Origin of the sequence: Erythrobacter aureus (genome assembly GCF_003355455.1) — a bacterium.
GTDB classification, from domain to species: Bacteria; Pseudomonadota; Alphaproteobacteria; order Sphingomonadales; family Sphingomonadaceae; genus Qipengyuania; species Qipengyuania aurea.
The window spans coordinates 1,028,207-1,050,879 of record NZ_CP031357.1; the positions used below are offsets into that span (position 1 = coordinate 1,028,207).

A 22,673-nucleotide genomic window follows, 5' to 3' on the forward strand; every position below is an offset into this window, starting at 1 on the left:
CCCCTTAAGGCTGCGTCAACCGTAAGGACGGATTGCTTGCAATCGGGTTAAGCGGCGCGCACGTGTTGAAGGAATTGCGAGACCTGCGTCTGGAGCGTCATCGCCTGTGCCTCGAGCTCGGTCGAGGAATTGAGCACCTGACTGGCGGCCGCTCCGGTGGCGTAGCTGGTTTCGCGAACCTGCACGATATTCGATGACACCTCGTCGGCGGATCGTGCGGCAAGATCGATGCTGCGGGCGAGATCCTGCCCGGCGACCGATTGCTGATCCACCGCGCTGGCTATCGATGTGGCGGTGCTTTCCAGTTCCTTGATCTGCTCGGCGATCGAGCGCAACGCGCCGACGCTGGCACCGGTGGAATCCTGCATGGCGCGGATCTGCGCGGCGACTTCCTCGGTCGCGCGGCTGGTCTGGGTGGCCAGTTCCTTGACCTCGCTGGCAACCACGGCGAAACCGCGCCCCGCTTCCCCTCCACGGGCCGCCTCGATCGAAGCGTTGAGAGCGAGAAGGTTGGTGCGCTGGGCGATCGACTGAATCAGTTCGACGATTTGCCCGACTTGGTCCGCCGAAATGGAAAGGGCGGAAATCGTTTCGTCGGCACCGCTCGCGGCAGCGGTTGCCTTGCGGGCCAAGGCAGCCGAATGGGCCGCCTGGCGGCTGATTTCGCCGATCGACATGGCGAATTCGTCCGAGGCGGCGGCGGCGGCGGTCACGCCATTCGATGCCTGCTCCATCGAATCGGTGACATTGGTCGTCTGGACGGATGCCTGTTCGGCGGCGGAAGCCATGGAGTCGGCCGTGGTCTTGAGCTGAGCGGAAGCCGACGCCACCCCGTTGACCACCTCGCCCACAGTCGTTTTAAACCGCTGAGCGAAGCGCGCCATTTCCTGCCTGCGTTCCTTGCGCAGGGCTTCACGCTCCTGCGCCATGCTCTCGATCTGTCTTGCTGCCTGAAGGAATACCTCCAGAGCACGGGCGAGGTCGCCGATTTCGTCGCGACGATGTGTGGCCGGGATATGAATGTCCTTTTCGCCATCGGCGAGGCGCGTTGCTACATCGGTCATCCGGCCAAGGGTCTGCGATACGTCGCGGCCGAGGAAGCGCGCGCTCATCCAGACAATGGCGATTCCGGTCGCGGCGACGACGAAAAAAGCAACGAACAGCCACATCACCAGAGTTTGCGAACCCGCATCGGATATCTTTCCGATTGCTTCGATATCCTCGCGGGTTTTCTCGGCCCGGTCCGCGAAGTCCTGGCCTTCGAAATAGACGCTGTCGGCGAATTCCTGCCATTGCGCTTGTGAGCCGCGCGATTGCTGCGCTGCCTCGACCCGCGTTCGCATCGAGGCCAGCATCCCGTTGAGCTGCTCGATCTGCGGCAGGACGATCGGCGCGGCTTCGGTCACGTGATGTGTCAATCGGCTGAGATCGCGATCGGTCTCGGTGAGGGCATCCTCCGCCGAGACGAGATCATTGCGATCGCCCGAAACGGCATAACGCTGTACGAAGAGGAGGCCTTCATTGGTATCCGCCACCATCCGTTCGGCCAGACGGGCAGCGGCCGAGATTTCCATTCGCTCGGCCCGCGCACCGAGGGCGAAATATCCGCCCAGAAGCGTGGCGATCAGGCAGACCAACACCACTGCGGCATTGCCTATCGAAATGGCCCGCAGCTTTCCGCCGACCGAAAGACGCGACGGCCATCGGGCGCTACCCTGTGCGTCAATCCCTCCATCGCTGGCATGCGCCCGAACGGACGGTGCGTGCGACAGGGTTTCGTTCGGGCGATCTTCGGGAGATATCTCGTGTTCGGCCACCATGCCGTTGACCATGTCCTGCAGCGCGCTCATGCGACTTTTTCATTCCTGTTTCTGGAGAGGTTCGGAAGTCCGGCCGGCTTGCCGAGATGCTGGGCGATGTCTTCCGCCGGCATGGCCTTGAAATAGAGCCAGCCCTGGATTTGATCGCATCCCGCCGCACGGACCATCGCCGCCTGCTCTTCGGTTTCGACACCTTCCGCGGTTACAGCCATCTTCATGGCGCGCGCGACGGTGATGCTGGAAAGCATCATTGCCCGGCTGCCTTCGTCCTCGCTCGCCTGAACCACCAGGCTGCGATCGAGCTTCAGCTTCTCGAAGCGGAACTGCCGCAGGAAGCCGATCGAGGCATAGCCGGTACCGAAATCGTCGAGCGAGATTTTCACGCCGAAGCGGCGGACAACCGCCAGACTGCGTTCCGCGACCACGGGTTCGAGTACGAGGCAGGTTTCGGTGATCTCCAGCTCGAGGCGTTCGGGGTCGAAGCCGGTTTCTTCGAGGATGTGGCCGAGCTGGATCGGGAATTCCGGATTACGCAATTGGGCGGCCGAAATATTGACCGAGAGCGTAATATCGTCCCAGGCGAGTGCATCGCAACATGCCTTGCGCAAAACCCAAAGGCCGATCGAGTTGATCAGCCCGCTTTCCTCGGCCACCGGAATGAAGATGTTCGGGCCGACATGTTTCCCGTCGGGGCGTTCCCATCGCAACAGGCATTCCACTGCCACGATCCGGCGTGAATGGCTGTCGACGAGCGGTTGGTAGTTGAGGCGAAACTCGTTCCTTGCCAGCGCTTCGCGAAGCTCGTCGTTCATCTCTCTGAGCTGTTCGCGGCTCTTGTCGAAACTCGAGCTGAACCATGTGCAGCGCATCTTGCCGCCGCGTTTGGAAGCATACATTGCGATATCGGCGCGCCGGAGCAGTTCGGACGATGCGACCTCTTCGCGGGGGCTATGGCGGGCAAGGCCCATGCTCGCCCCTAGGGTAAGCCTGCGGTCCTCCACCTGGACGGGTTTGGCAAGGCGTTCGATAATGCGCCGACACACTCCCTCGAGGAGCGTGCCTGCAACCGGGCCGCCGATCATCATCGCGTATTCGTCGCCGCCAAGACGGTAGACCCGGGCTTCGCCATCGCTGACTTGCTTGAAGATTTCGGCGCATTCGCGGATCGCCGCATCGCCGACGAAGTGACCATAGTGGTCGTTTATCAGCTTGAAACCGTCGAGATCGATCATGGCGAGGGCGACTTCGTGGCCCTGTCTGTATTCATGTTGGATGTCGGAATGCAGCGCACGGCGATTGGGCAGAAGTGTCAGGCTGTCGCTGCGAGAAAGCTGTTCAACGCGGCGGATGTAGCGGATCCCGATAAATGCCGAAATCGCGGCTGCGATGCTGAACGCCACGGCGCCGAAAACGAGGATCGAGGACGAAGTCGCGAAGCCGAGAAAGCGATTGGCCAAGGCCACGGACCATGTCAGGAGAAAACTCCCGCCGAGCGCCGCCATGGGGCCAAATATGATGGCCCGCGTACCGTCGCTCGCATGTGAGATGTCCGTGCTGGCAGTCATCCTTCCCGACGCGTCCCTCTTGCGACCCTTGGCGACGGAGTAAATTGCATTCGCTAAAGAAGCGTAAACCGGCGGTTTACCTTGTCCGGTCGTCGTCCTTGCGGGCTAGGTGGCCGCTGCGCGCAGGCGCGGAAGGAAATTCACCCGGTCTTCCAGAACCGGGCTGTAAAGCGAGGATCCGAATTCTGCCGGTTTGAATTTCTCAGTCTGTCCCACCACGGTTTCGCCCGCGCCGAGCATCAGCCATCCATCGGGGGCGATACCGCTGGCCAGCCTGTCGAATGCGGCGGCGCGCGTTTCGGGATCGAAATAGAGCAGCACGTTCCGGCACATGACCAGATCGAAACGGCCCGGCGGTGGCGGAGCATTGAGGATGTTGTGTTGCTGGAACCGGGTCATGGACCGGATGCTGTCGATCGCCTGCCAATGGCCGCTGTCCTCGACGAAGAAATTCAGCATTTGCGAGACGCTGATTCCGCGCTGGATTTCGAATTGGGTGTAGCACCCGCTGCGGGCATGATCGATCGCCTTGCCGGAAACATCGGTGCCGAGAATCTCGATCTTCCAGTCTTTCCACCGGCCGGGCTGTTCGGCGAATATCATCGCGAGGCTCAACGCTTCCTGCCCGGTCGAACAGCCCGCCGACCAGATCGTCAGCCGCTTCTTCCCGTCCCGCTTGCTAGCGAGATCGGGCAGGACCTGATTGGCCAACACCGAGAAGTACGCTTGATCGCGGAAGAAATAGGTTTCGTTGTTGAGCAATGCCTCGACCACTCGCGTAGCGAGATGGCGTTCGCCGGGGCGCTCGAGCATGCATGCGAGCTGGTCTACATTCTCTATGCCGAACTCGCGGAAAAGGCCGGCAAGGGCGCTCGACACGCGCCAGCGGCGGCCTTCCGTCAGTTGCTGTCCCGTACGCTGCGCAAGTAAATCGCCGATAATCCGATGCGCGGCGTCGTCTACCGCCATGCGTCGGCTCCCGCGCCAGACAGCAATTTGTCGGCAAGGTCGGCGGGGGGCAGGACGGCGCTGGCAAGGCCCAATTCGGTAACGGCACGGGGCATGCCCCAGACTGCGCAAGTTTCGGCGCTCTGCGCGAAAATCGTGCCGCCGGCCGATGCGATGGATTGCGCGCCGTCGGTTCCGTCGCGCCCCATGCCGGACAAGAGTACCGCCGCGACATGTCCGTCGTACGCTTCGGCCAGGGTCTCGAACATCGGATCGACCGATGGCATGCACCCGCTTTTGACCGGATGGTAGGCCAGTCCCAGCACGCGACAGCCCGTCGATTTGCGAGCAACCAGATGGCCGTGGCCCGGCGCGATATAGATTTTGCCCCGCTCGATCTCGATCCCTTCATCCGAAAGGATCGCGTCGCGGCCTGCCGCCAGTTTCATTTGCTGCGCGAAGACCGGGATGAAACTGGAGGGCAGATGCTGGGTGATCAGGATCGGCAAATCGAAATTGGCCGGTATCTGGCGCAGGAACAGGTTCAGCGCGTGGATGCCGCCCGTCGAAGCGCCGATGGCCACGACCTTGGGTGGCTTTCCCGCCCTCTTCCTGGTGCCGGATGCCCGGACCATATCGGACGGGCCGAGTTCCGAAACACCCTTAAGCGCCCGGATCTTGTCCAGCAGAGCGGATTTGTATTCATCATCGAAGCCGCCGGGACGGGGTTTGAGCATGGTATCCGCAGCGCCCAGCGACAGGGCGCTCACAGTTGCTTCCGCGCCATCGGCGGTGAGCGAGGAAATCACCAGGACCTGCGTGTCGGGCGCCGCTTCGAGAATCTTGGGCAGCGCTTCCAATCCGCCCATTCCCGGCATTTCCAGATCCAGCAGCATCACGTCCGGTCTGACCGAAGCGAGTTCGGCGAGGCCGCTTTCCGCAGTGCTTGCGGTTGCAACGATGCGCATGTCGTTTTCCCGGCCGATCATGCGCGAAAAGACCGTGCGGACGGTGAGCGAATCGTCGACGATCATGACATTTACCGGATCGGCGCAGGACGTGTCCTGTGTATCCGATGTCAGGTCTGCGGAATTGAAGAGTGCGCCCATTTCGAGCCTCCTCAGGCCATTCCGACAAGCTGGAGCTTGATCTGCAGGGTTTCGTGATCGAAGGGCTTCATGACGTATTCGTCGGCCCCCGCGCTGATTGCCTCGCGAATGTGGGCGACATCGTTTTCCGTAGTGCAGAACACCACCTTGGGCTTGTCCCCGCCCTCACGCTGGCGCAACTGGGTGATGAATTCGATGCCGGTCATGACGGGCATGTTCCAGTCCAGAAGGACCACGTCAGGCATACCGTCATCGCATTTATCGAGGCCTTCCTGGCCGTTTTCGGCCTCTTCGACAGTGAAGCCGAGAGTTTCGAGAATGTGCCTCGAAACCTTCCGGATGACGCGCGAATCATCGACGATTAGGCAGGATTTCATTTCTATGACCTCTGCAGTGTTCGGCTGGTTGCTAGCGCCGGTAGGTAACTATTCGCTTAAGCTGCCCGGGCCACAGGGCCAGCCACGAGCGCATCGACATCGATCAGCAGAGTGGGGCCGCAATCGGTTTCGACCATCCCCCTTGCGGCCATCTGCCATCCGTGACCGAAACCCCCTGGTACCTCGATCGGGTCGCTACGGGCTTCGCCGACATCATATGCTTCTTCGACCAACAGGGCGTAGGAATGCCCACCGACCTGGACGACTGCCGCTCGGCGGTCGGAATCCTGCTCCTGCCCGCCAAATCCCAGCGCAATCTGGCAGTCTATCACGGTGAGCGCCTGGCTGCGCATGGCGGTCAGGCCGAGAATGAAATCGGGCGCTCCGGGAATAGGCGTGATTTGATCGATCTCGATCACCGACTGGACAAGGGCCGCGGGGATCGCCGCGCGACGGCCCGCGATCAGGCACATCAGAAGAAGATCGTTCATGCCGTTTTCTCTACTCTGGCTCGTTTCAAAGCGCTCAGCAGCGCCTCTCGGTCGTATCGATAAATGCTCTCATCGTCGTTCTCGGCCGGCTCGGGCTCCGGGCGCAGGCGAATGATATGGCGGGCGGGGAATGCAGGCCGCGGATCGTCATCGACCAGTTCGATTGCGACGTCGGTCTCCTCTTCCGGTTCGGTCGACACGCGATAGCCGGCCGCCTCGACCAGCGGTTCCAGAATGGTGCGCGCCCAGTCGCTGCTCGCTGGCAGGTGGCAGGACGCCGTCCGACCGGTCTTGCGAGCGGTGCCCTGGGCCGCGAACAACCCATGGCCGTCGATGACCGGCACGGGTTCACCGCCGATCAGTGTGACGCCCTCGACAGCGGGATCGGCACTGGAAGGAACGATTTCGCCATCCATATCGGCGGCGTCGAGCACTTCGCTTACGGCATAGACTACTTCGTGTTCGCCATCGGACAGGCGCAAGAGACGGCATCGGCCTTCCGGCAGCTCGCCATACTCCAGCCCGAGAAGCGAGAAGATGGCGCCGTCGATCACCGCCTGTTTGCGCGATCCCTCGATATCGATCGCCTCGCGGGAAATGGTGTCGATCCTGCGGACCAATTCGAGACGAACGGCGCGGCGGCGTCCGTCGAGGCCGGTGAACAGCATCACTGGCCGGGCCTTGCGTTGCTCGGTCTGTTCCTCCTCGGGCAGTGTTCGGGCCATGCTGCGCATCTCGTCGACCAGCCGGTGCTTTTGCGCAATGCTGGGGAGGTCCAGAAGCATCATGGGCCGACCATCGTCCAGCAGGGTCGTGCCGGCATAGAGGCCGGTTTCCATGATCGCGGGTGCGATCGGTTTCACCACGACATCTTCGTGATCGTAAACCCGGTCGACCGCGAGGGCGAAGACATCGTTCGAGGCCATGCGGACGAGAACGAGCGTCATGCTTGCCCAATCGACGCTGCCGGGGTCCTCGCTTCCGAGAATTTCGCCCAAGGCGAGGCAGGGCACGCGTTTGCCCCTGAAGGTGACGAGGCGGCGATCTCCGGCCTCGGCGAAATCGACATGGTCGCTGGATCCGAAGACGATCTCTTCGACATAGCTTCGCGGAATGGCATAGCGCTGGCCGCCGCTGCCCACGGTCAGCGCGGCGATGATGCTCAGTGTCAGCGGCAGCTTGAGATGAAAGCTGGTGCCTTCGCCCGGTTTGGTCGTGACGTCGATCGAGCCGCCGACATGTTCGATATTGGCGCGCACCACATCCATGCCCACGCCGCGCCCCGATACGGAACTGACTTTTTCCGCAGTGGAAAGGCCCGGTTCGAAGATGAGGTGGTGTTTGCGCCTTTCCGACATCTCGTCGATTTCCGCCTGGCTGTATATCCCGGCCGCCACGGCCTTTGCTGCCAGGCGATCGGCATCGATACCGCGCCCGTCGTCGCTGATGGCCAAAGTGATTTGGTTGCCCGACTGGCGAGCGGCGAATTTGAGCAGGCCGATCTCGTGCTTGCCGGATTTGATACGCTCGCCCGGCCCTTCCAGGCCATGGTCGATCGCATTGCGAATGATGTGGGTCAGGGGATCGCGGACCATTTCGATCATCTCGCGATCCAGTTCCACTTCGCCGCCTTCGAAATCGACCATCACCTGTTTGCCGAGTTCCGTCGAAAGATCGCGCACCAGGCGGGGCAGGGAGCTGAAGAGATGTTCGAGCCGCTGCATGCGCATGCGCGTGATGGAGCTGCGAACTTCGGCGAGGATCGTGCTCAGCCGATCGAACGGGCCGTCGATCTCCGGGTGATCTCCGGCGTCGCGCAATCGGCGGGCGAGGTCGTTGCGAGCCAGGACCATGTCCGACACGCCTTTCATCACCTCGTCGAGCAGTTCGGTCGGCAGGCGAATGGTGCGCTGGACGCTCGCAGCGCGCGCGGGTTTGGGGCCAGCATCCGCCTTGCCCTCAGCGGGCGATGTGGCTGTGACCTGTGTGGTTTCTGACGGTTTGTGTGGCTCGGCCGGGGACATGCCAGGCGTGTCGTCATGCGGGTTCAGCGCGGCGATCAGCGCATCGTCGCCGCCTTCGGGATGGTCTTCGCCCGCTTCGATGGAATCGATCATTTCGCTGATGCGATCGATGATGGCGAGCACTGCGGAAACGAGCGTGCTGTCGGCTTCGCGGCGGCCGGCGCGGCAATCGGCCAGTGCGTCTTCGGCGGCATGGCTGAGCTTTTCCAGATGCGGAAAGTCGAAGAAGCCGCAATTGCCCTTCACCGTATGGACGAAGCGGAAAATGGTATCGAGCCGCGCCCTGTCCGAGGGATCGGCTTCCCAGGCGACGATTTCGCCGCCGCTCGCTTCCAGCATTTCCCGGGTTTCCGCGACGAAATCCGCCAGCAGGTCATCCATGATACAAGGCCCCTCGTACGATCGGGAAAGGCTATGGACGAGGATGGTTAACGTTTGGTTTGACTATCGGCGCCCATCGTCGGGGCCGGAACGCAGCACTCTCCAGACTATGAGGGCCGCAAGGAGGCCGCCCGCAAGATTGGCCACCAGTTCGGCGGCATAGATCGCATCGGAGCCCCATTCGGTCCTGAGAACCCAGCCGAAAGGCAACATGACAAGGAACACGCGCGCGGCGCTCTGGGCCAGAGCGAAACCGGCGCGATCGACGGCGTTGAGCGCGCCATTGGCCACGATCAGCAGGCCGAACCCGACATAGCCCCACACCGAAATTTCCAGATAGCGCGTGAACTGTTCGATGACGGTGGGGTCTTCGGTGAAGAACCCGGCGAACCAGCCGCCCGTGGCATAGAGCAATACCGCTATGCCGAGGCCGTAGGCGATGCAGAACAGGCCCGACCACCACATCGCCCGGCGCGATCGGTCGGCGCGGCGGGCGCCCCAGTTCTGGCCCACGATCGCCCCGATCGAGCCGGACAGCGCGAGCAGGGGGACGACCGCGAAACTCTGCAACCGTCCCGCCGCGCCGAAACCCGCGACGGCGGATTCGCCCTGGCTCGCGAGCAGCGCAGTCAGCACCGAAAGACCGATCGGGTTGATCGCATTGGAGAAGGCGGCCGGCCCCGCCACCGACAGGATCGCCTTGCTCGATGCGCCGACGTCGCAATCGCGGATCGCCGCCGGGTGGATCTGCAACTGCGCGCCCTTGATCAGCCATAGGGCGACGAGAATGGCGATGAAGAACCCCGCAATCGTGGCATAGGCGGCGCCCGCCACGCCGAACCCCGCGAAGCCGAAGGCCCCGGTGATCAGGATCGGGTCGAGCACCCAGTTCGCGAGCGAGTACGTGATCGAGACATAGCTGGTCTTGCGCGCCTCGCCCTGTCCGCGCAGCACGCCGTTCAGCCCCATCTGCAACAGCATGACCGGGAGCCCCAATGCATAGGGCCGCATATATTGCCCGATCAGCGGGAGCAGGTCTTCCGATGCCTGCATCAGGCGGAACAGCGGGTCGAGCAGGATGTAGAGAACCACGCCGAGGACCACGCCGGTCGCCAGCGCGAACACTGCGCCGAAATTCGCCCGCCTTTCGGCCCGCGCCGAATCGCCTTCGCCCAGCGCGCGGGCGATGACCGAATTGATCCCGACCATGACGCCGACACCCAGGCTGGAAAGCGCGATGGTGATGGGGAAGATGAAGCTGACCGCCGCCAGCTCTTTCGCCCCAAGCTGGCCGATGAAATAGGCGTCGATCAGGCCGACCGACATGATCGCCGCGACGCCGAATATCATTGGCATGGTCTGGCTTACGAGGTGGCCGCGAATGCTGCCGCGGGTCAGTTTTGCCATCTCGCTCATCGCTTGGGGCGGTAGCGGGCGGCGGCGAGCTTGCCTAGCGCGGAGTCCTGCCCGCTTGCGGACCGCCGCATCCTCATGCGATACAGGTCTCGAAACAAAACCCCTTACGGAGAGACGACGCCATGGCCACGCAGATGAAGACCCGCGATTTCGAATGCAGCGATGCCGAATGGCAGGCGCGGCAGGACCTGGCGGCGTGCTATCGCATTTTCGAACATCTCGGCTGGGGTGAAAGCATTTACAACCACATCTCGGTTGCCGTGCCGGGCGAGGACGATACCTTCCTCATCAACCCTTTCGGGCTGCTTTATGACGAAGTGACGGCGTCGAACCTGGTCAAGATCGATGTGGAGGGCAATAATGTCGGCCCGTCGCAATATATGGTCAACAAGGCCGGCTTCACCCAGCATGCCTACTTCCACAAGCACCTGGGCACCCGCGCCAATGCGATCTGTCATGTACACACCACTGCCACCATGGCGGTATGCAGTCACAAGGACGGACTGGTGCCGACCAATTTCTACGCCTGCAATTTCCAGAACCAGATCGGCTATCACGATTTCGAAGGCGTCACGGTGCGCCCGGAAGAAGGCGAGCGGCTGGTCGAGAATCTGGGCGATCATTCGATCCTGATGCTGCGCAATCACGGCCCGGTGGTGATGGATAAGACGATCCCCGGCATGTTCGTGAAGATGTGGGCGTTGCAGCGCGCCTGCGAAATCCAGATCGCGACGCTCAGCCAAGGGGCAGCCAATGTCGTCTCGCAGGAGGTTGTCGACGTTCACCAGCGCGACCTGTCCGTCATGCAATCGCAGGGCGGGGCGGGCGTATTCGATTTCGAAGCGTGGAAGCGCCGCGTGTCGAAGATCGACGATAGCTGGAAATACTGACGCCTAGCGTCGGGGCGCCCGCCGCATGACCAGCATGACTGTCAACGGGAAGCCGATGCGCTTCCTGATGGACCCGGATACGCCGCTGCTGTGGGCGCTGCGCGATGCCGCCAATCTGACCGGTACGAAATTCGGGTGCGGCGAGGGCGATTGCGGCGCCTGCATGGTCCATGTGGACGGCGAGGCGCTGCGATCCTGCCTCATCACCATTGCCGAGGCCGAAGGGCGGTTCATCACCACGATCGAAGGGCTGAGCCGCGACCGCTCGCATCCGGTCCAGCAAGCGATGGTGGCGGAACAGGCGATCCAATGCGGCTATTGCACGCCGGGGATCGTCATGGCGGCGAGTGCTCTTCTGGCCAAGACGGCAGCACCGACCGAGGCGGAAATCAAGGCCGGGATACCCAATCTTTGCCGCTGCGGTGTATATCCGAGACTGGTCCGCGCCATCCAGCGCGCGGGCCGCGTGGCGCGGCGCAGCGAGACGATCAGTGCCGCTCCAGCACCCGGTATCAATGCCGGGGACGCCGCGCGGGAAGTCCCCGCGATCAGCGCACCCGCGGACCAGTCGGACTAGAGCGACGAAGGCGACACCCTGTCACCCGGGTTTTGCGGCCCGATCACTCTGAAAAAAAAGAGTAATTTTGGGATGCGGGCGGGTGACATATGGCGCCAAGCCCCCCCCGGGGGCAGCACGGCACGACAGGAAACGGCGGGCACCATAGGTACCCGCCGCTCGTGTAGGAAAGCCTGTTATCTCCCGCGAAGGCGGGGACTCTCGTCAGATTTCGAGCCGGACCCCGATCCGCGCGCTGAAGGGTTCGGCGGGCTGGACGTTCCTGTCGCCATAGGCGCTCGGATAGTAGGTCTCGTCGAACAGGTTTTCGATGTTGAGCTGCACGCTGAAGCGATCGCTTACGGTGTAATAGGCCGCCGCATCGATACGCCAGTAGCTGGGCAGTTCGACCGTGTTCGAGAAGCTGGCGTACTGGTCCGCCTGGTGAATTACGCCGAAGCCGAAGCCGAGCGCCTCGGTCACGTCGAAGCGGTTCCAGGCAGCGATCTGGTGTTTCGGGGTCTGCCGAAGGCGCTGACCGGCGGGTCCGAAGCTGCTGGCGGTCCGCAGTTCGCCATCGAGATAGGTGTATCCGACATTGGCCTGCCAGAAGTCGGTGATTTCGCCCACTGCGCCGATTTCGAACCCGTCGACGCGGCTTTCACCGGTCAGCGTGGTGTTCCCCAGCCCGTCGGTGAAGGGTGTCTTGCTCCGCTCGAGACGGAAAAGGGCCGCCGTCACCAGCACCTTGTCGAGCGGCGCCCATTTGAGGCCGAGCTCGTAATTGGTGAACTTCTCAGGCTCGAACTGCGCCGAGGTCGGGCTCAGCACGAGGAACTGGTCGCCCGCCTGGGGCAGGAAGCTCTCGGCATAGGACGCGTAGATCGAAAGATCGGGATTCGGCTTGACGATCAGGCCCAGACGCGGGCTGACCTTTTCATCGACCCGGTCACCCGCAACGCCACCCTTTACGTCGAGAGTCTGAAGGTCGAAGCGGTCCCAGCGCAGGCCGCCGACCAGTTCGATGTGCTCGCCGATCTGGAGCTGTTCCTGAACGTAGACACTGAGGGTCTCGAGCTGAGAATCGCGCGAGCGTGTTCCCAGATCGAGCGTGTAGGGCGGCACGAAGATCGTTTCGGCCAGGGGGGTTTCATTCGGATCGAGCCCGCCCGGGACGGCTGCCCGCGTAAAGATCACCCCATCGCGGCTGTTGATCGTATCCTGGCGGCTGGCTTCGAAGCCGAGCAGCAGCGTGGATTCAATCGTATCGCCACCCGTCTGCCAGACCAGATTGCCCTGGCCGATCCAGTTTTCGCGATCGGTGAAGTCGCGATAGCCGCTGAGGAAGACGGTGTTTTCTACCGAGTCGACGCCGGTCGGGAGGATATTGGCATAGACCTTGTCGTAATCGGCATACTGAATGGTGGCATTGGCGGTCAGGCCACTGCCGAAATCGTGTTCGATGCGAACGCGGCCGATATGAACCTGCGCTTCCGCCTCGTTGAATTCGGGATCGCCGAAGAAGGTCTTATCGAAACCGCGCAGTGGCCCGGTGCCGCCGACCGATGGTATGCCGCGATCGGTGACGCGCTTGTCATCGTCATAGGTATAGCTGGCAATCAGCGTGGTTTGCGGCCCCAACTGAGCGGTCAGGGTCGGCGAGATACCGAAGAAGCGGCCTTCGTAGAAATCGCGGTGGCTGTCGAATTCCTCGTAGGTGCCGTTCACGCGCAATGCGACGCCATCGGACAGCGGCTGGTTGACATCCGCCAGCAGGGCGAAGGCGCCGAAGCTGTCGACCGACGCCTCGCCGGAGATGGCCTGGCCCGACAGCTTGGCGCGCTTGGCCACGCGATTGACGGCTCCGCCGCCAGCGCCGCGGCCGAAGATCAGCGCATTGGCGCCCTTGAGCACTTCGACCCGTTCGATGTTGTAGAGCGAACGATAATATTGCGCATCGTCGCGCAGACCGTCGATGTAGAAATCGGCGGTGCTTGTCTGTCCGCGGATAATCACTTCGTCACGGTGTCCCTCGCCGGTTCTCATACTGATCCCGGGGACGTAGCGCAGCGCATCGTTGAGCTGATGGATCGCCTGGTCTTCCAGTTGATCCTCGGTGATGAAGCTGACACCCTGCGGGACGTCGATCAGCGGGGTCGGCGTCTTGGTCGCGGTCGAGCCATCGTCATTGTCATATCCCGTACCGCGATCGCCGGTAACGATAATGTCGGTCGGCAGATAGTCGCGTTCGGGCTGACCTCCGTCCTCGGCGAGGGCGGGGGTGGCGGCAAAGACGAAAGCGGCACCGGCGAAGAGCGCGGCGCGCGAAAAACGATCCCTCATGGAAAACTTTCTAATTCTGCGAGTGGTTATCAAACGATGCGCGCCTGCTATTGATAGCTATTCGCATTTGCAAGCGTCATCTGCGTGAAAAAATCGCAAGGGTCGCTTTCACTGATCGCAACACTCGCTTAGGCGACGGCGCGAACCAAGGAGATTCGACCCATGAAAGCGACCATCTGGCACAATCCCAAATGCGGCACCTCGCGCAAGACGCTCGCCATTCTCGAGAACCTTTCGAAGGTTGAGGTCGAGGTCGTCGAGTATCTCAAGGACCCGCCCAGCTCCGAAAAGCTCGCGCAGCTCTACAAGGATGCGGGCATCGCTCCGCAGCAGGGCTTGCGCCTGCGCGGAACCGACGCCGAGGAGCGCGGCCTTCCCGCTGCCGATGACGCGACCGTGCTGGCGGCCATGGCGGCCGAACCGATGCTGATCGAACGCCCGCTGGTGGAAACCGACAAGGGCGCGCGCCTGTGCCGTCCGCAGGACCGCGTGCTCGAAATCCTCTAGCCCCTCAGCGCCGGTCGAGCGTCAGCGTGCTGTCGGCCTGCAGCGCTCGCGAGCCATAGGCGAAAACGACCAGGCACAGGGCGACGATCAGGCCGAAGCCCAGCCAGTCGGAATAGTTGTAGAGCCAGACGCCGAGCGCCGGGGCGTAGATGAAACTCGCCCCGGCGACCGAGGCAGTGACGCCCCCGGCCTGGCCCTGTTCGGCCCGCGAGACCGCGAGCGATGTGCCCGAAGTATTGCCCGGCCGAAACAGGCCGAAGCCGAGCGAGGCGATCGAATAGCCGAGCGCGATCGTGTGCAGGTTCTGTCCCAGGCCCAGCACTACCGTACCGAGCGCCGCAATGGCGATCCCCCATAACGATGCGGCGCGCGGCCCCAGCTTAAGCCGCGGGATGAGCCCCCATTGGGCAAGCAGGGTGGCGATGGCACCGGCCATGAGGACAAGACCGACCGGCCCTGCGCCGGCAGCCGGATCGCCGCGCAGTCCCAACCGGTCGAGCACGAGGAAGCCTGCGATCCCGAGGATCATCGCCTGGGCATGCCCGCCGATCAGGCCCGAGACGACCCACGGGCGCAGGCGCGGCTCGAACCAGCGCAATCTCGCCGGAGCGTTCTGGCTCTCTTCCTGCTCCTCTTTCGAGACCTCGGCGGTCGGGCTGCCTGAATAGGGCGCGTCATAGGCACTGCCACGGGCCGGAAACCGGGGCACGTCGTCGGGCAGTCGCAAGCGCAGGGCAATCAGCGTGACCAGGCCGATCAGCGCGAAGATCAGGAACGGGCCGGCAAGCCCAAAGAAGGGAAGCACCATAAGCGGAGCGAGCGCGGGGCCGATTACTGTCCCCAGGCCGAAGCTGGACGCCACCAGCGAAAGCGCCTGCGTGCGCTCCGACCGGGGCGTGCGGCTGGCGACATAGGCCTGGACTGCGGGCGGTGCGGCGCTGCCGAACCCGCCATAGAGGCTCCGTGCCGCCGCGAACAGCAGCAAGGCCCAGAAGGCCGGAAGAATCCCGACAAGCCCCATCCACAGCATGATGCCGCACAGCAGGAAGCTGGCGATGAAGCCGAGCATCCCCAGCGCCATCATTGCCTTGCGTCCACGCCGGTCCGACCGCTGCGCCCAGATCGGGGCGCAGATCACCCACAACAATGCCGACCAGCTATAGGCCAGGCTGATCCAGACATCGTCGACGCCCAGCGAGGTTCCGATGGAGGGCATGACCGACTGCATTGCGGTATTGCCCGCCGCAGTGGTCAACATGACCGTGAACAGCAGCGCCATGCGCCCACGCGGAATGGCGCGCTGTCCGGCTGCCGGAGGCGCCGTATCAGAACTGGCGGGGTCGAAGTCTGCCATTGTGAGGGCGGTAGGGCGGCGCCGGTCAGCTTGCAATGGCGCAGCGAGCCTGCCAGACGGCCACACCAACGAAATTGTCACAGGGTTTGCGATTTTGACCGGACATCAGGGCTTTGGCGTTATCGAGCGCACGAGCTGGCGCAAGCGCGCGGCGCGGCTTTTCGGCCAATGGGGTGTGTTCTTCCGCGGGTTTGTCGAAGAGCCGCGCATGGTCGGCTCGATCATCCCATCCTCGCGCTTCACCATCCGCAAAATGCTGGCTCCGGTCGATTGGGAGCGGTGCGAGGTGTTCGTCGAATACGGCCCGGGCGTCGGAACCTTCTGCCAGCCGGTCCTCGATCGTTTGCGGCGCGACGGCACGCTGATCGTGATCGACACCAATCCGCTCTATATCGACTATCTCAAGAAGCACTTTACGGACAGTCGTTTCCACGCCGTGCACGGTTCGGCTGCCGATGTGGTCGACATCGTCGAGGCGCATGGTCACGACGGGGCGGACTACGTTCTTTCCGGCCTGCCTTTCTCGACCCTGCCCGATGGCGTCGGGCCGGCGATCGCGAAATCGACCTACGACGTTATCCGGCCGGGCGGCGCCTTTCTGGTCTACCAGTTTTCGGCCAAGGCGCGTGAGTTCATGGCCCGGCATTTCAAGCGCATCGATAGCGGTTTCGAATTCTGGAACGTGTTGCCGTGCCAACTCTTCTGGGGCTGGAAAGACCGCGAAGACTAGTCCTCGGTCGTGGCATCCGGATTATCGGACAGCCGGCCGAGCTGGGTGTGAACGGCCGCCAGGACGCACACGATAACCACGATCATGATCGCATTGAGCAGGCCTGAAATCACGGCCTCGCCCAGCAGCGCGGCCTGTTCTCCCGCGATCGCGAAGGCCAGCCCCAGGACCAGCGAGATCACGATCGAGAGGACCACGAAGGCGGCGAGCAGCAGCAGATAGAAGAAAAACAGCCGGATGCTGTTACCGCGGGTCAGCGCCCAGGACCGTTGCAGCGCCCTGATGGGATTGAGTTCGCCATCGATCGCGATCACCGGTGCCGCCAGCGAAAGCTTGGTCACGATGTAGCACACGACCACGAAGGCGATCACGCCGCCCAGCACCGCCAGCGCCGGCAATCCGGTGACTGCGCCGACTCCGATGAGAAGCCCCGCGACAATGGCGAACAGAGCGGTTTGAAGCAGTTGCGCCGCTATGTAGGTCGGGACCGATTTCACCCCGGTCGACAATGCTTGGCCCACAGTGGGATTCGCGCGTCGGCGCACCAGCGCCAGCATCGCCAGCAATCCGATGCCCTGAACGATTGCGAGAATAAGATAGACCCACCAATAGCTGGCATAGAGATCGTTGATGGCCCCCATCATCGCGTCCAGGTTGCCGCTCGCCTGGGCAGCCTCGAGATCGCCCATTTCGGGCAAGGCGATCGCCAGCGCGGCATAGGGCAGGAAAAAGAACACGCCGGCAATGACGGCCAGCAGACCCCGATTGCGGGACAGCAGCCCCGTGGTGTCTTTCCAGGCGGTGTCGAGATCGAATTTCATGCAGCGCTTCTCCCGTTTGCCCCTTGATAAGCGCTTCCCCAGTCGCCACGCAATCGCGCATGTCGTCCAATTTACCCGAAAATATCGAATGGCATGCCGAAGCGAGGCCAATCGGCTATCGCGAAGCACTCGAACGAATGACTGCTCGCAATCGGGCGATTGCCGAGGGCGAGGCGCGCGAGATGGTCTGGCTGCTCGAACACCCGCCGGTCTATACCGCCGGAACCAGCGCCGACGGGGCGGAACTGCTCGACCCGCGCTTCGAAGTGGTCGAAGCCGGGCGCGGCGGTCGCTACACCTATCACGGGCCGGGCCAGCGCGTCGGCTATATCATGCTGGACCTGAAAGACCGGGGCCGCGATGTGCGCTGTTTCGTCCATGCGCTCGAAGGCTGGGTCATCGCCACGCTGGCCGATATCGGGGTGGAGAGCTGGCGCAGCGAAGGGCGGATCGGCATCTGGACTCGCGACATCGACGGGCGCGAAGCAAAGATCGGCGCTATCGGCGTGCGGGTAAGGCGCTGGGTAACGATGCACGGATTTTCGGTGAACCTTGCGCCCGATCTGTCTCACTTCACCGGAATAGTTCCCTGCGGCATCGAGGAATTCGGCGTCACCAGCCTGGCACGGCTGGGAATCGACCTTGCGCCGTCGGCCTTCGATGAGGCATTGCATGCGCGCTTTGCCGATTTCCTCGGAACTCTAGCCGGAAAGGAGAGCTGCCTGCCATGAGATCACCACCTGTCGTCCTGCTCGCATGCGGGCTCGCAGTGCTAACCGCCTGCGGCAACGAGACCCCGGTGGAGGAAACGGGACAGGAGGCGGATCGCGATGCCAAGGGCGAGGTGATCGGCGGCACGATCGGCGACGATATGATCCCGCTGGATCGGCTGCGCTCGCAGTCGCCGCCAGTGCGCGCGGCGCAGGATTCGCCCCAGCCCGAACCCACCGCCGATTCGGATGAAGGCGACGCAACCGGACCGGAAACCTAATCCTCGCCCAATAGTCGCCTCGCGCGTTCCAGGTCGCTGCGATCCACGCGCCGGTCGCCTACCGTAAGCATGGTCGCGCCGGGATTGGTCGAGAATGCCGAGACGATCTTGAGCGCTTCGGACATCTCGCTTTCGAGCGGTGCGAAGGCCGCGTTGATCCCGGGAAGCTGCGAGGGATGGATAGCGAACATGCCCGTGAAGCCATCCGCCCGCGCCGCCTCGGCGATACGGGTGCAGACCTCGTCATCGCGCGCGTCGCGAAAGGGATGTTCGATCGCGCCGATCCCGCGAGCATGGGCGACCAACAGGATCTGCGCGCGGACATGGGCGAACCCATCGCTCCATCGCCCCGCCGGACCGCGCAGGCGGCGTGCGCCGAAAGAGTGGGCCAGCCCGACGGCGTCCCAGGTCAGTGCGGAAACCCGGGGGTGCAGTTCATCTGCAAGTCGCCCGATCGCCAGGGCGCTGGCGGGAGTCGATCCGAGTTCGGGCATGATGCGGGTGATATTCGCCGCAAGACCGCTGCGATCTTCGATTTCGTACAAGACCGAAGCCAGTTGACGGATATCGTCCGCCCCGCGGCACCGGCTCAGCACGATTCCATGCGGCGATCCCTCCATCGCGGCGTCGAGATCCGCGCGCCAGTCGGCGGTATCCATGCCGCCGATCCTGGCCCAGCGCTGAAATCTGCGCGTGGCCAGGACCTGTTCGCGGTGCGAGCGTAGCCAGTTGGCCGCCTCGATCCTGGCTCGTGCCTTGCGCGTCGGCGCGCCGGAGCGAGCGAGATCCAGAACGATCGCATCGGCCCCCGATCCGGCTATCGACCCGAGCGCCTCGCTCTTATCCGTCGGGACCAGGATCCACGAACGCATGATCGCCTCCAAATGATCGCCGCACGGCGAATCACTCGGCGGCAGCTTGCTCTTGCGCAATTAGCATAGGGTAATCGACATACCCTTCGGGACCGCGTCCATACCAGCTATGCGGCACGTTTTCATTAGGCGCTATCGCTGCGCCGAGGCGGAAGCGTTCCGGCAGGTCGGGATTTGAAATGAAATCCCTGCCCCAACTGATCGCGTCGGCACGGCCCGCATCGATGTCGGCGACGGCATCCTCTGGCGAATAATCGCTGTTGAGGATGAGCGGTCCCGAATAGATCTGGCGGATGAGCGGGCTCTGCTTGGGAACCTCGGTGGCCCCGAAAGTCCCGTCCGGTCCCGGCTCGCGCAGCTCGAGGAAGGCGATGCCGAGATCCTCGATCACCCTGGCCGCGGCGCCGAAGGTTGCCGCGGGATCGCTGTCGTCGCACCCTTGCGTTTCGCCATTGGGTGACAGGCGAACGCCGACGCGGTCCGCACCCCAGACATCGACGAGCGCGGTGAGCACTTCGCGCAGGAAGCGGGTGCGGTTTTCCGGGCTGCCGCCATATTCGTCGGTGCGCAGATTGGTGCTGTCGCGCAGGAACTGGTCCACCAGATAGCCATTCGCGCCGTGCAACTGGACGCCATCGAAGCCTGCCTTTTTGGCGTTTTCGGCAGCGTGGCGGTAGTCTTCGACGATCCGATTGATGTCCTCGGTCGTCGCCTCGCGCGCCTGTTCGTAATCCTTGCGGCCTTCGAACGTGTGCGCATGACCCGGTGCGGTTGTCGCGCTGGCCGAAACCGGTGGATTGCCGCCGAGGAACAGCGGGTGGACGAGGCGGCCCATATGCCACAGTTGGAGGACGATCAGTCCCCCTTCCTCGTGCACCGCGTCGGTCACCAGTTTCCAGCCCTCGACCTGTTCTTCGCTCCAGATGCCGGGCGCCGCAGGCCAGCCGAGCCCTTCCACGCTGATCCCGGTAGCTTCCGAAATGATCAGTCCGGCGCTCGCCCGCTGGCGATAATAGGTCGCCATCATTTCGTTCGGGACCGAACCGGGCTGGGTCGAGCGGCCACGGGTGAGCGGCGCCATGAAAACGCGGTTTCTGGCTTCGAGAGCGCCCATGGTGAGCGGCTGGAACAGGCTATCGTGCATGCGGGGACAAATCCTTTTTGCTGGCGCGACTTGGCCCTTGAGCTAAGGGCGGCTCATGAGCAGCGCAACCACCGCACCGGACAAGAATGGCTTTCAGACAAGTGCATGGCACTTTGCCGCGCTGATCGCTGGAAACATCGCGCTTGCGCTGGGGCCGTGGCTGGTACGACTATCGGATACGGGGCCGGTTTCGGCGGCGTTCTGGCGCCTGCTGTTGCCCGTTCCGATCCTTGCGATCCTGGCTTGGCGCGCGCGATCGCCCGGCCCACTGGACCGCAGGCTGGCCTTGTTGTGCATGGCGGCTGGCGCCTTTTTCGCCTTCGATCTTGCGAGCTGGCATGTCGGTATCGAGCGGACCCGATTGGCGAATGCGACGCTGTTCGGCAATTCCGGCGGGGTTATCCTGATGATCTGGGGCCTGATCGCGGCGCGCAGGGCGCCCACGGGGCAGGAAGGCGCCGGGGTGCTGGCGGCGCTGATCGGGGCGGCGATTCTGCTTGGTCGCAGCCTGGAGATTTCCGCAGCGACCTTCGTCGGAGACCTGTTTTGCCTAGCCGCTGGGATTTTCTATGCCTTTTACCTGTTGCCGGCCCAGCGCGCACGGGCCGTGCTCGGCCCCTGGAGTGTCCTGTTGCTGGTCAGCCTGGTGGCATCGCCCCTGCTCCTCGGCATGGCGCTGCTGGCGGGGGAGCCGATTTTTCCCGGCGAGGCCGGTTGGACACCGCTCCTCACCCTCGCAGTTAGTAGCCAGATCGTGGGACAAGGGCTGTTGGTGTTCTCGCTGCGCCATTTCCCGCCGCTCATCATCGGAATGGCGTTGCTGACGCAGCCTGCCGTTGCTGCGCTGGTCGGGTGGCTTGCCTTCGGCGAGATGCTTGTGCCGCTCGATATTCTCGGCATGGCGCTGGTCGGCGCCGCGCTCGTCCTGGCGCGGGCGCCCGGCAAGGTGGGCCGGGTCCGCTAGAAGGTTACCAGAAGGTCCTGTTGAACTGGACAATGTGGTCATCGAACCGTTCGAGGTCCGGGCCGACAAGAATGAGTCGCGCTTGTTCAGCCAGCTTTTCCGCTTCGCGCTTGAGCAGGCTCTGTCGCCGTTCGTCCTTGATTGGCACTGCCGTATTGGCGAGCGTGTCGAGCATCACTTCCGCAGCGATGGGCGAACTGGCCACGGCGCTGCGGATCGCCCCGAAACCGCGCTTCACATAGTGATCGAAATCGTCCGGGACGGGAATGACGGGGCAATCATCCCTATCTTCGCCGCAAATATCCTTGCGCAAATCGCGTCGGCCGATTTCCGCCGTCGCGGCGCCCAGCCAATGGAGCGCGGTGATCGCCGTGAAGGGGTCGTTGATGCCGGGCGACAAGGCGCGCAGACCGATCTCGACCAGTTCGTCGATAAGAAATTGTGGATCTTGTTCGGGCGTGCGTGTCGAACCGAGTGTGAAGCAATCGCGCACGCGGTCCTCGATACATTCGGGCTCGCAGCCCTTTATGTCCATGAACGGCACATCGCGGTGCACGAAATCGCCCGTGCGCACGCGAAGCGAAAAGGTGCAGCCGCAGTCGCGGGCGATCTTCGCCAGTTCCTCGAAATCGATCAACTGGACATAACCCGTTCCCCAGGCGGTGATCGGCTCGCCTCCAGCAGGCTCGACCGCGTCGCTGAATTTATCCTCGACCGGATAGGTATCGCGGATTGCCTCCAGCAGGCGTTCGCCGATGCCCTTGAGGACCTTGTTTATGCGAATGCTCGAGGGGATATGGTTGAGAAAGAAGACCAGCACGGCCACGCACAGGCCCATGAGAATATAGGCCACGAGGAGGGAAAGCTGCGGGGTAAAGCCGGGCAGGGCGGTGGCCGCTGCATCCGCGCCGGTCGCCGCGGTCTCGTCCTCCGCCCGAACGGCGCGCAGCACGATGATGGCGTACACAAAGCTACCGATGAAGGTCGCGAGGCTGAGCTGGTTGCCGCGATCCTCCATGAAGTTGGTCAGCAGGCGCGGCCCGTAATTGCCGCTGGCATAGGCGACCGCGGCAATGGTGATCGAAAACACGGTGGAGGCGACACCGATCATGCTGCCCGCCATGACGGTGAGCATGTTGGCCGCGCCTTGCGGGCGGGCGGGCACGATCCAGTCCACGTCGTTCAGAAACTCTGCGAAACCGGCCCGATCGACCGCCACCATGGCAAAAGCCAGCGCCGCCGCGACGAGCGAGAACAGCGCCGGATAGAACCAGTAATTCGCGTTAAGCCGTGCCCAGAAAAAACGTATGTCGGCGGTCAAGCGGGCATCCCTTGCCAGTTGCGGTCAGGGGATGAACGCGCGAATCGCA

General features: G+C 63.2%; 21 protein-coding genes. 7 read left to right on the top strand and 14 right to left on the bottom strand.

Annotation, left to right across the window (positions count from 1 at the left end; translation table 11 throughout):
• Nucleotides 1–47: 47 nt before the first annotated feature.
• The 8 genes from DVR09_RS17840 to DVR09_RS05105 all read right to left on the bottom strand — a co-directional run bounded on the left by DVR09_RS17840 (nucleotide 48) and on the right by DVR09_RS05105 (nucleotide 10,122).
• Nucleotides 48–1,850 (bottom strand): methyl-accepting chemotaxis protein, encoded by a 1,803-nt coding sequence (locus DVR09_RS17840; RefSeq protein WP_162814849.1) that lies wholly within the window; start codon nucleotides 1,848–1,850, stop codon nucleotides 48–50.
• Nucleotides 1,847–3,385: a putative bifunctional diguanylate cyclase/phosphodiesterase gene (locus DVR09_RS05075; protein WP_234041562.1), complete on the bottom strand. Its 1,539-nt coding sequence runs from the start codon at nucleotides 3,383–3,385 to the stop codon at nucleotides 1,847–1,849. The genes DVR09_RS17840 and DVR09_RS05075 overlap by 4 nt, the downstream gene beginning before the upstream one ends.
• Nucleotides 3,386–3,490: 105 nt before the next feature.
• The gene (locus tag DVR09_RS05080) at nucleotides 3,491–4,354 is read right to left on the bottom strand and encodes a CheR family methyltransferase (protein ID WP_115415977.1); all 864 of its coding nucleotides are present in this window, start codon (nucleotides 4,352–4,354) and stop codon (nucleotides 3,491–3,493) included.
• The gene (cheB, locus tag DVR09_RS05085) at nucleotides 4,345–5,442 is read right to left on the bottom strand and encodes a chemotaxis-specific protein-glutamate methyltransferase CheB (RefSeq protein ID WP_234041563.1); all 1,098 of its coding nucleotides are present in this window, start codon (nucleotides 5,440–5,442) and stop codon (nucleotides 4,345–4,347) included. Before cheB ends, DVR09_RS05080 begins: the two co-directional genes overlap by 10 nt.
• An 11-nt stretch (nucleotides 5,443–5,453) precedes the next feature.
• On the bottom strand, nucleotides 5,454–5,819 hold the full coding sequence (locus tag DVR09_RS05090) for a response regulator (protein WP_115415978.1): 366 nt from the start codon (nucleotides 5,817–5,819) through the stop codon (nucleotides 5,454–5,456).
• A gap of 56 nt (nucleotides 5,820–5,875) precedes the next feature.
• Entirely contained in the window at nucleotides 5,876–6,310 is a 435-nt protein-coding gene (locus DVR09_RS05095; RefSeq protein ID WP_115415979.1) for a chemotaxis protein CheW, read from the bottom strand.
• Nucleotides 6,307–8,715, bottom strand: coding sequence for a chemotaxis protein CheA (locus tag DVR09_RS05100; RefSeq protein ID WP_115415980.1), 2,409 nt, complete (start codon nucleotides 8,713–8,715; stop codon nucleotides 6,307–6,309). The genes DVR09_RS05095 and DVR09_RS05100 overlap by 4 nt, the downstream gene beginning before the upstream one ends.
• A 63-nt stretch (nucleotides 8,716–8,778) precedes the next feature.
• The gene (locus tag DVR09_RS05105; RefSeq protein WP_369692557.1) at nucleotides 8,779–10,122 is read right to left on the bottom strand and encodes an MATE family efflux transporter; all 1,344 of its coding nucleotides are present in this window, start codon (nucleotides 10,120–10,122) and stop codon (nucleotides 8,779–8,781) included.
• A 131-nt stretch (nucleotides 10,123–10,253) separates the two neighbouring features.
• On the opposite strand from DVR09_RS05105, the gene DVR09_RS05110 reads away from it, so the two are divergent.
• Nucleotides 10,254–11,021 (top strand): class II aldolase/adducin family protein, encoded by a 768-nt coding sequence (locus tag DVR09_RS05110; RefSeq protein ID WP_115415982.1) that lies wholly within the window; start codon nucleotides 10,254–10,256, stop codon nucleotides 11,019–11,021.
• A 25-nt stretch (nucleotides 11,022–11,046) separates the two neighbouring features.
• Nucleotides 11,047–11,598 carry a (2Fe-2S)-binding protein gene (locus tag DVR09_RS05115; protein WP_115415983.1) on the top strand — a complete coding sequence of 184 codons (552 nt, stop codon included), beginning with the start codon at nucleotides 11,047–11,049 and terminating at the stop codon, nucleotides 11,596–11,598.
• A gap of 204 nt (nucleotides 11,599–11,802) precedes the next feature.
• On the opposite strand, the gene DVR09_RS05120 is transcribed toward DVR09_RS05115, so the two are convergent.
• The gene (locus DVR09_RS05120; RefSeq protein ID WP_115415984.1) at nucleotides 11,803–13,920 is read right to left on the bottom strand and encodes a TonB-dependent receptor; all 2,118 of its coding nucleotides are present in this window, start codon (nucleotides 13,918–13,920) and stop codon (nucleotides 11,803–11,805) included.
• Nucleotides 13,921–14,082: 162 nt separating this feature from the next.
• On the opposite strand from DVR09_RS05120, the gene arsC reads away from it, so the two are divergent.
• A complete protein-coding gene (arsC, locus tag DVR09_RS05125; RefSeq protein ID WP_115415985.1) occupies nucleotides 14,083–14,427 on the top strand; it encodes an arsenate reductase (glutaredoxin) in 345 nt (114 codons plus the stop codon).
• 4 nt (nucleotides 14,428–14,431) lie between these two features.
• Here arsC and DVR09_RS05130 read toward each other — a convergent pair whose 3' ends face one another.
• Entirely contained in the window at nucleotides 14,432–15,781 is a 1,350-nt protein-coding gene (locus tag DVR09_RS05130) for an MFS transporter (RefSeq protein ID WP_115415986.1), read from the bottom strand.
• Nucleotides 15,782–15,902: 121 nt separating this feature from the next.
• On the opposite strand from DVR09_RS05130, the gene DVR09_RS05135 reads away from it, so the two are divergent.
• The gene (locus DVR09_RS05135; protein WP_370459233.1) at nucleotides 15,903–16,511 is read left to right on the top strand and encodes a class I SAM-dependent methyltransferase; all 609 of its coding nucleotides are present in this window, start codon (nucleotides 15,903–15,905) and stop codon (nucleotides 16,509–16,511) included.
• Here DVR09_RS05135 and DVR09_RS05140 read toward each other — a convergent pair.
• Nucleotides 16,508–17,332 carry a glycerophosphoryl diester phosphodiesterase membrane domain-containing protein gene (locus tag DVR09_RS05140; protein WP_115415988.1) on the bottom strand — a complete coding sequence of 275 codons (825 nt, stop codon included), beginning with the start codon at nucleotides 17,330–17,332 and terminating at the stop codon, nucleotides 16,508–16,510. The two genes, DVR09_RS05135 and DVR09_RS05140, sit on opposite strands and share 4 nt — an antisense overlap.
• Nucleotides 17,333–17,391: 59 nt before the next feature.
• On the opposite strand from DVR09_RS05140, the gene lipB reads away from it, so the two are divergent.
• Both lipB and DVR09_RS05150 read left to right on the top strand, forming a co-directional pair.
• A complete protein-coding gene (gene lipB, locus DVR09_RS05145) occupies nucleotides 17,392–18,063 on the top strand; it encodes a lipoyl(octanoyl) transferase LipB (RefSeq protein WP_115415989.1) in 672 nt (223 codons plus the stop codon).
• Entirely contained in the window at nucleotides 18,060–18,323 is a 264-nt protein-coding gene (locus tag DVR09_RS05150; RefSeq protein WP_115415990.1) for a hypothetical protein, read from the top strand. Before lipB ends, DVR09_RS05150 begins: the two co-directional genes overlap by 4 nt.
• Here DVR09_RS05150 and DVR09_RS05155 read toward each other — a convergent pair.
• Both DVR09_RS05155 and DVR09_RS05160 read right to left on the bottom strand, forming a co-directional pair.
• Nucleotides 18,320–19,195, bottom strand: a complete 876-nt coding sequence (locus DVR09_RS05155; protein ID WP_162814850.1) for an HpcH/HpaI aldolase/citrate lyase family protein — start codon at nucleotides 19,193–19,195, stop codon at nucleotides 18,320–18,322. The genes DVR09_RS05150 and DVR09_RS05155 overlap by 4 nt on opposite strands.
• A gap of 31 nt (nucleotides 19,196–19,226) precedes the next feature.
• A complete protein-coding gene (locus tag DVR09_RS05160) occupies nucleotides 19,227–20,339 on the bottom strand; it encodes an alkene reductase (RefSeq protein ID WP_115415992.1) in 1,113 nt (370 codons plus the stop codon).
• Nucleotides 20,340–20,394: 55 nt separating this feature from the next.
• Here DVR09_RS05160 and DVR09_RS05165 point away from each other — a divergent pair, with 55 nt between their 5' ends.
• Nucleotides 20,395–21,303, top strand: a complete 909-nt coding sequence (locus tag DVR09_RS05165) for a DMT family transporter (RefSeq protein WP_115415993.1) — start codon at nucleotides 20,395–20,397, stop codon at nucleotides 21,301–21,303.
• A 4-nt stretch (nucleotides 21,304–21,307) separates the two neighbouring features.
• On the opposite strand, the gene DVR09_RS05170 is transcribed toward DVR09_RS05165, so the two are convergent.
• Complete coding sequence (locus DVR09_RS05170; protein WP_115415994.1) at nucleotides 21,308–22,624, bottom strand: DUF2254 domain-containing protein; 1,317 nt, start codon at nucleotides 22,622–22,624, stop codon at nucleotides 21,308–21,310.
• Between the last annotated feature and the right edge of the window lie 49 nt (nucleotides 22,625–22,673).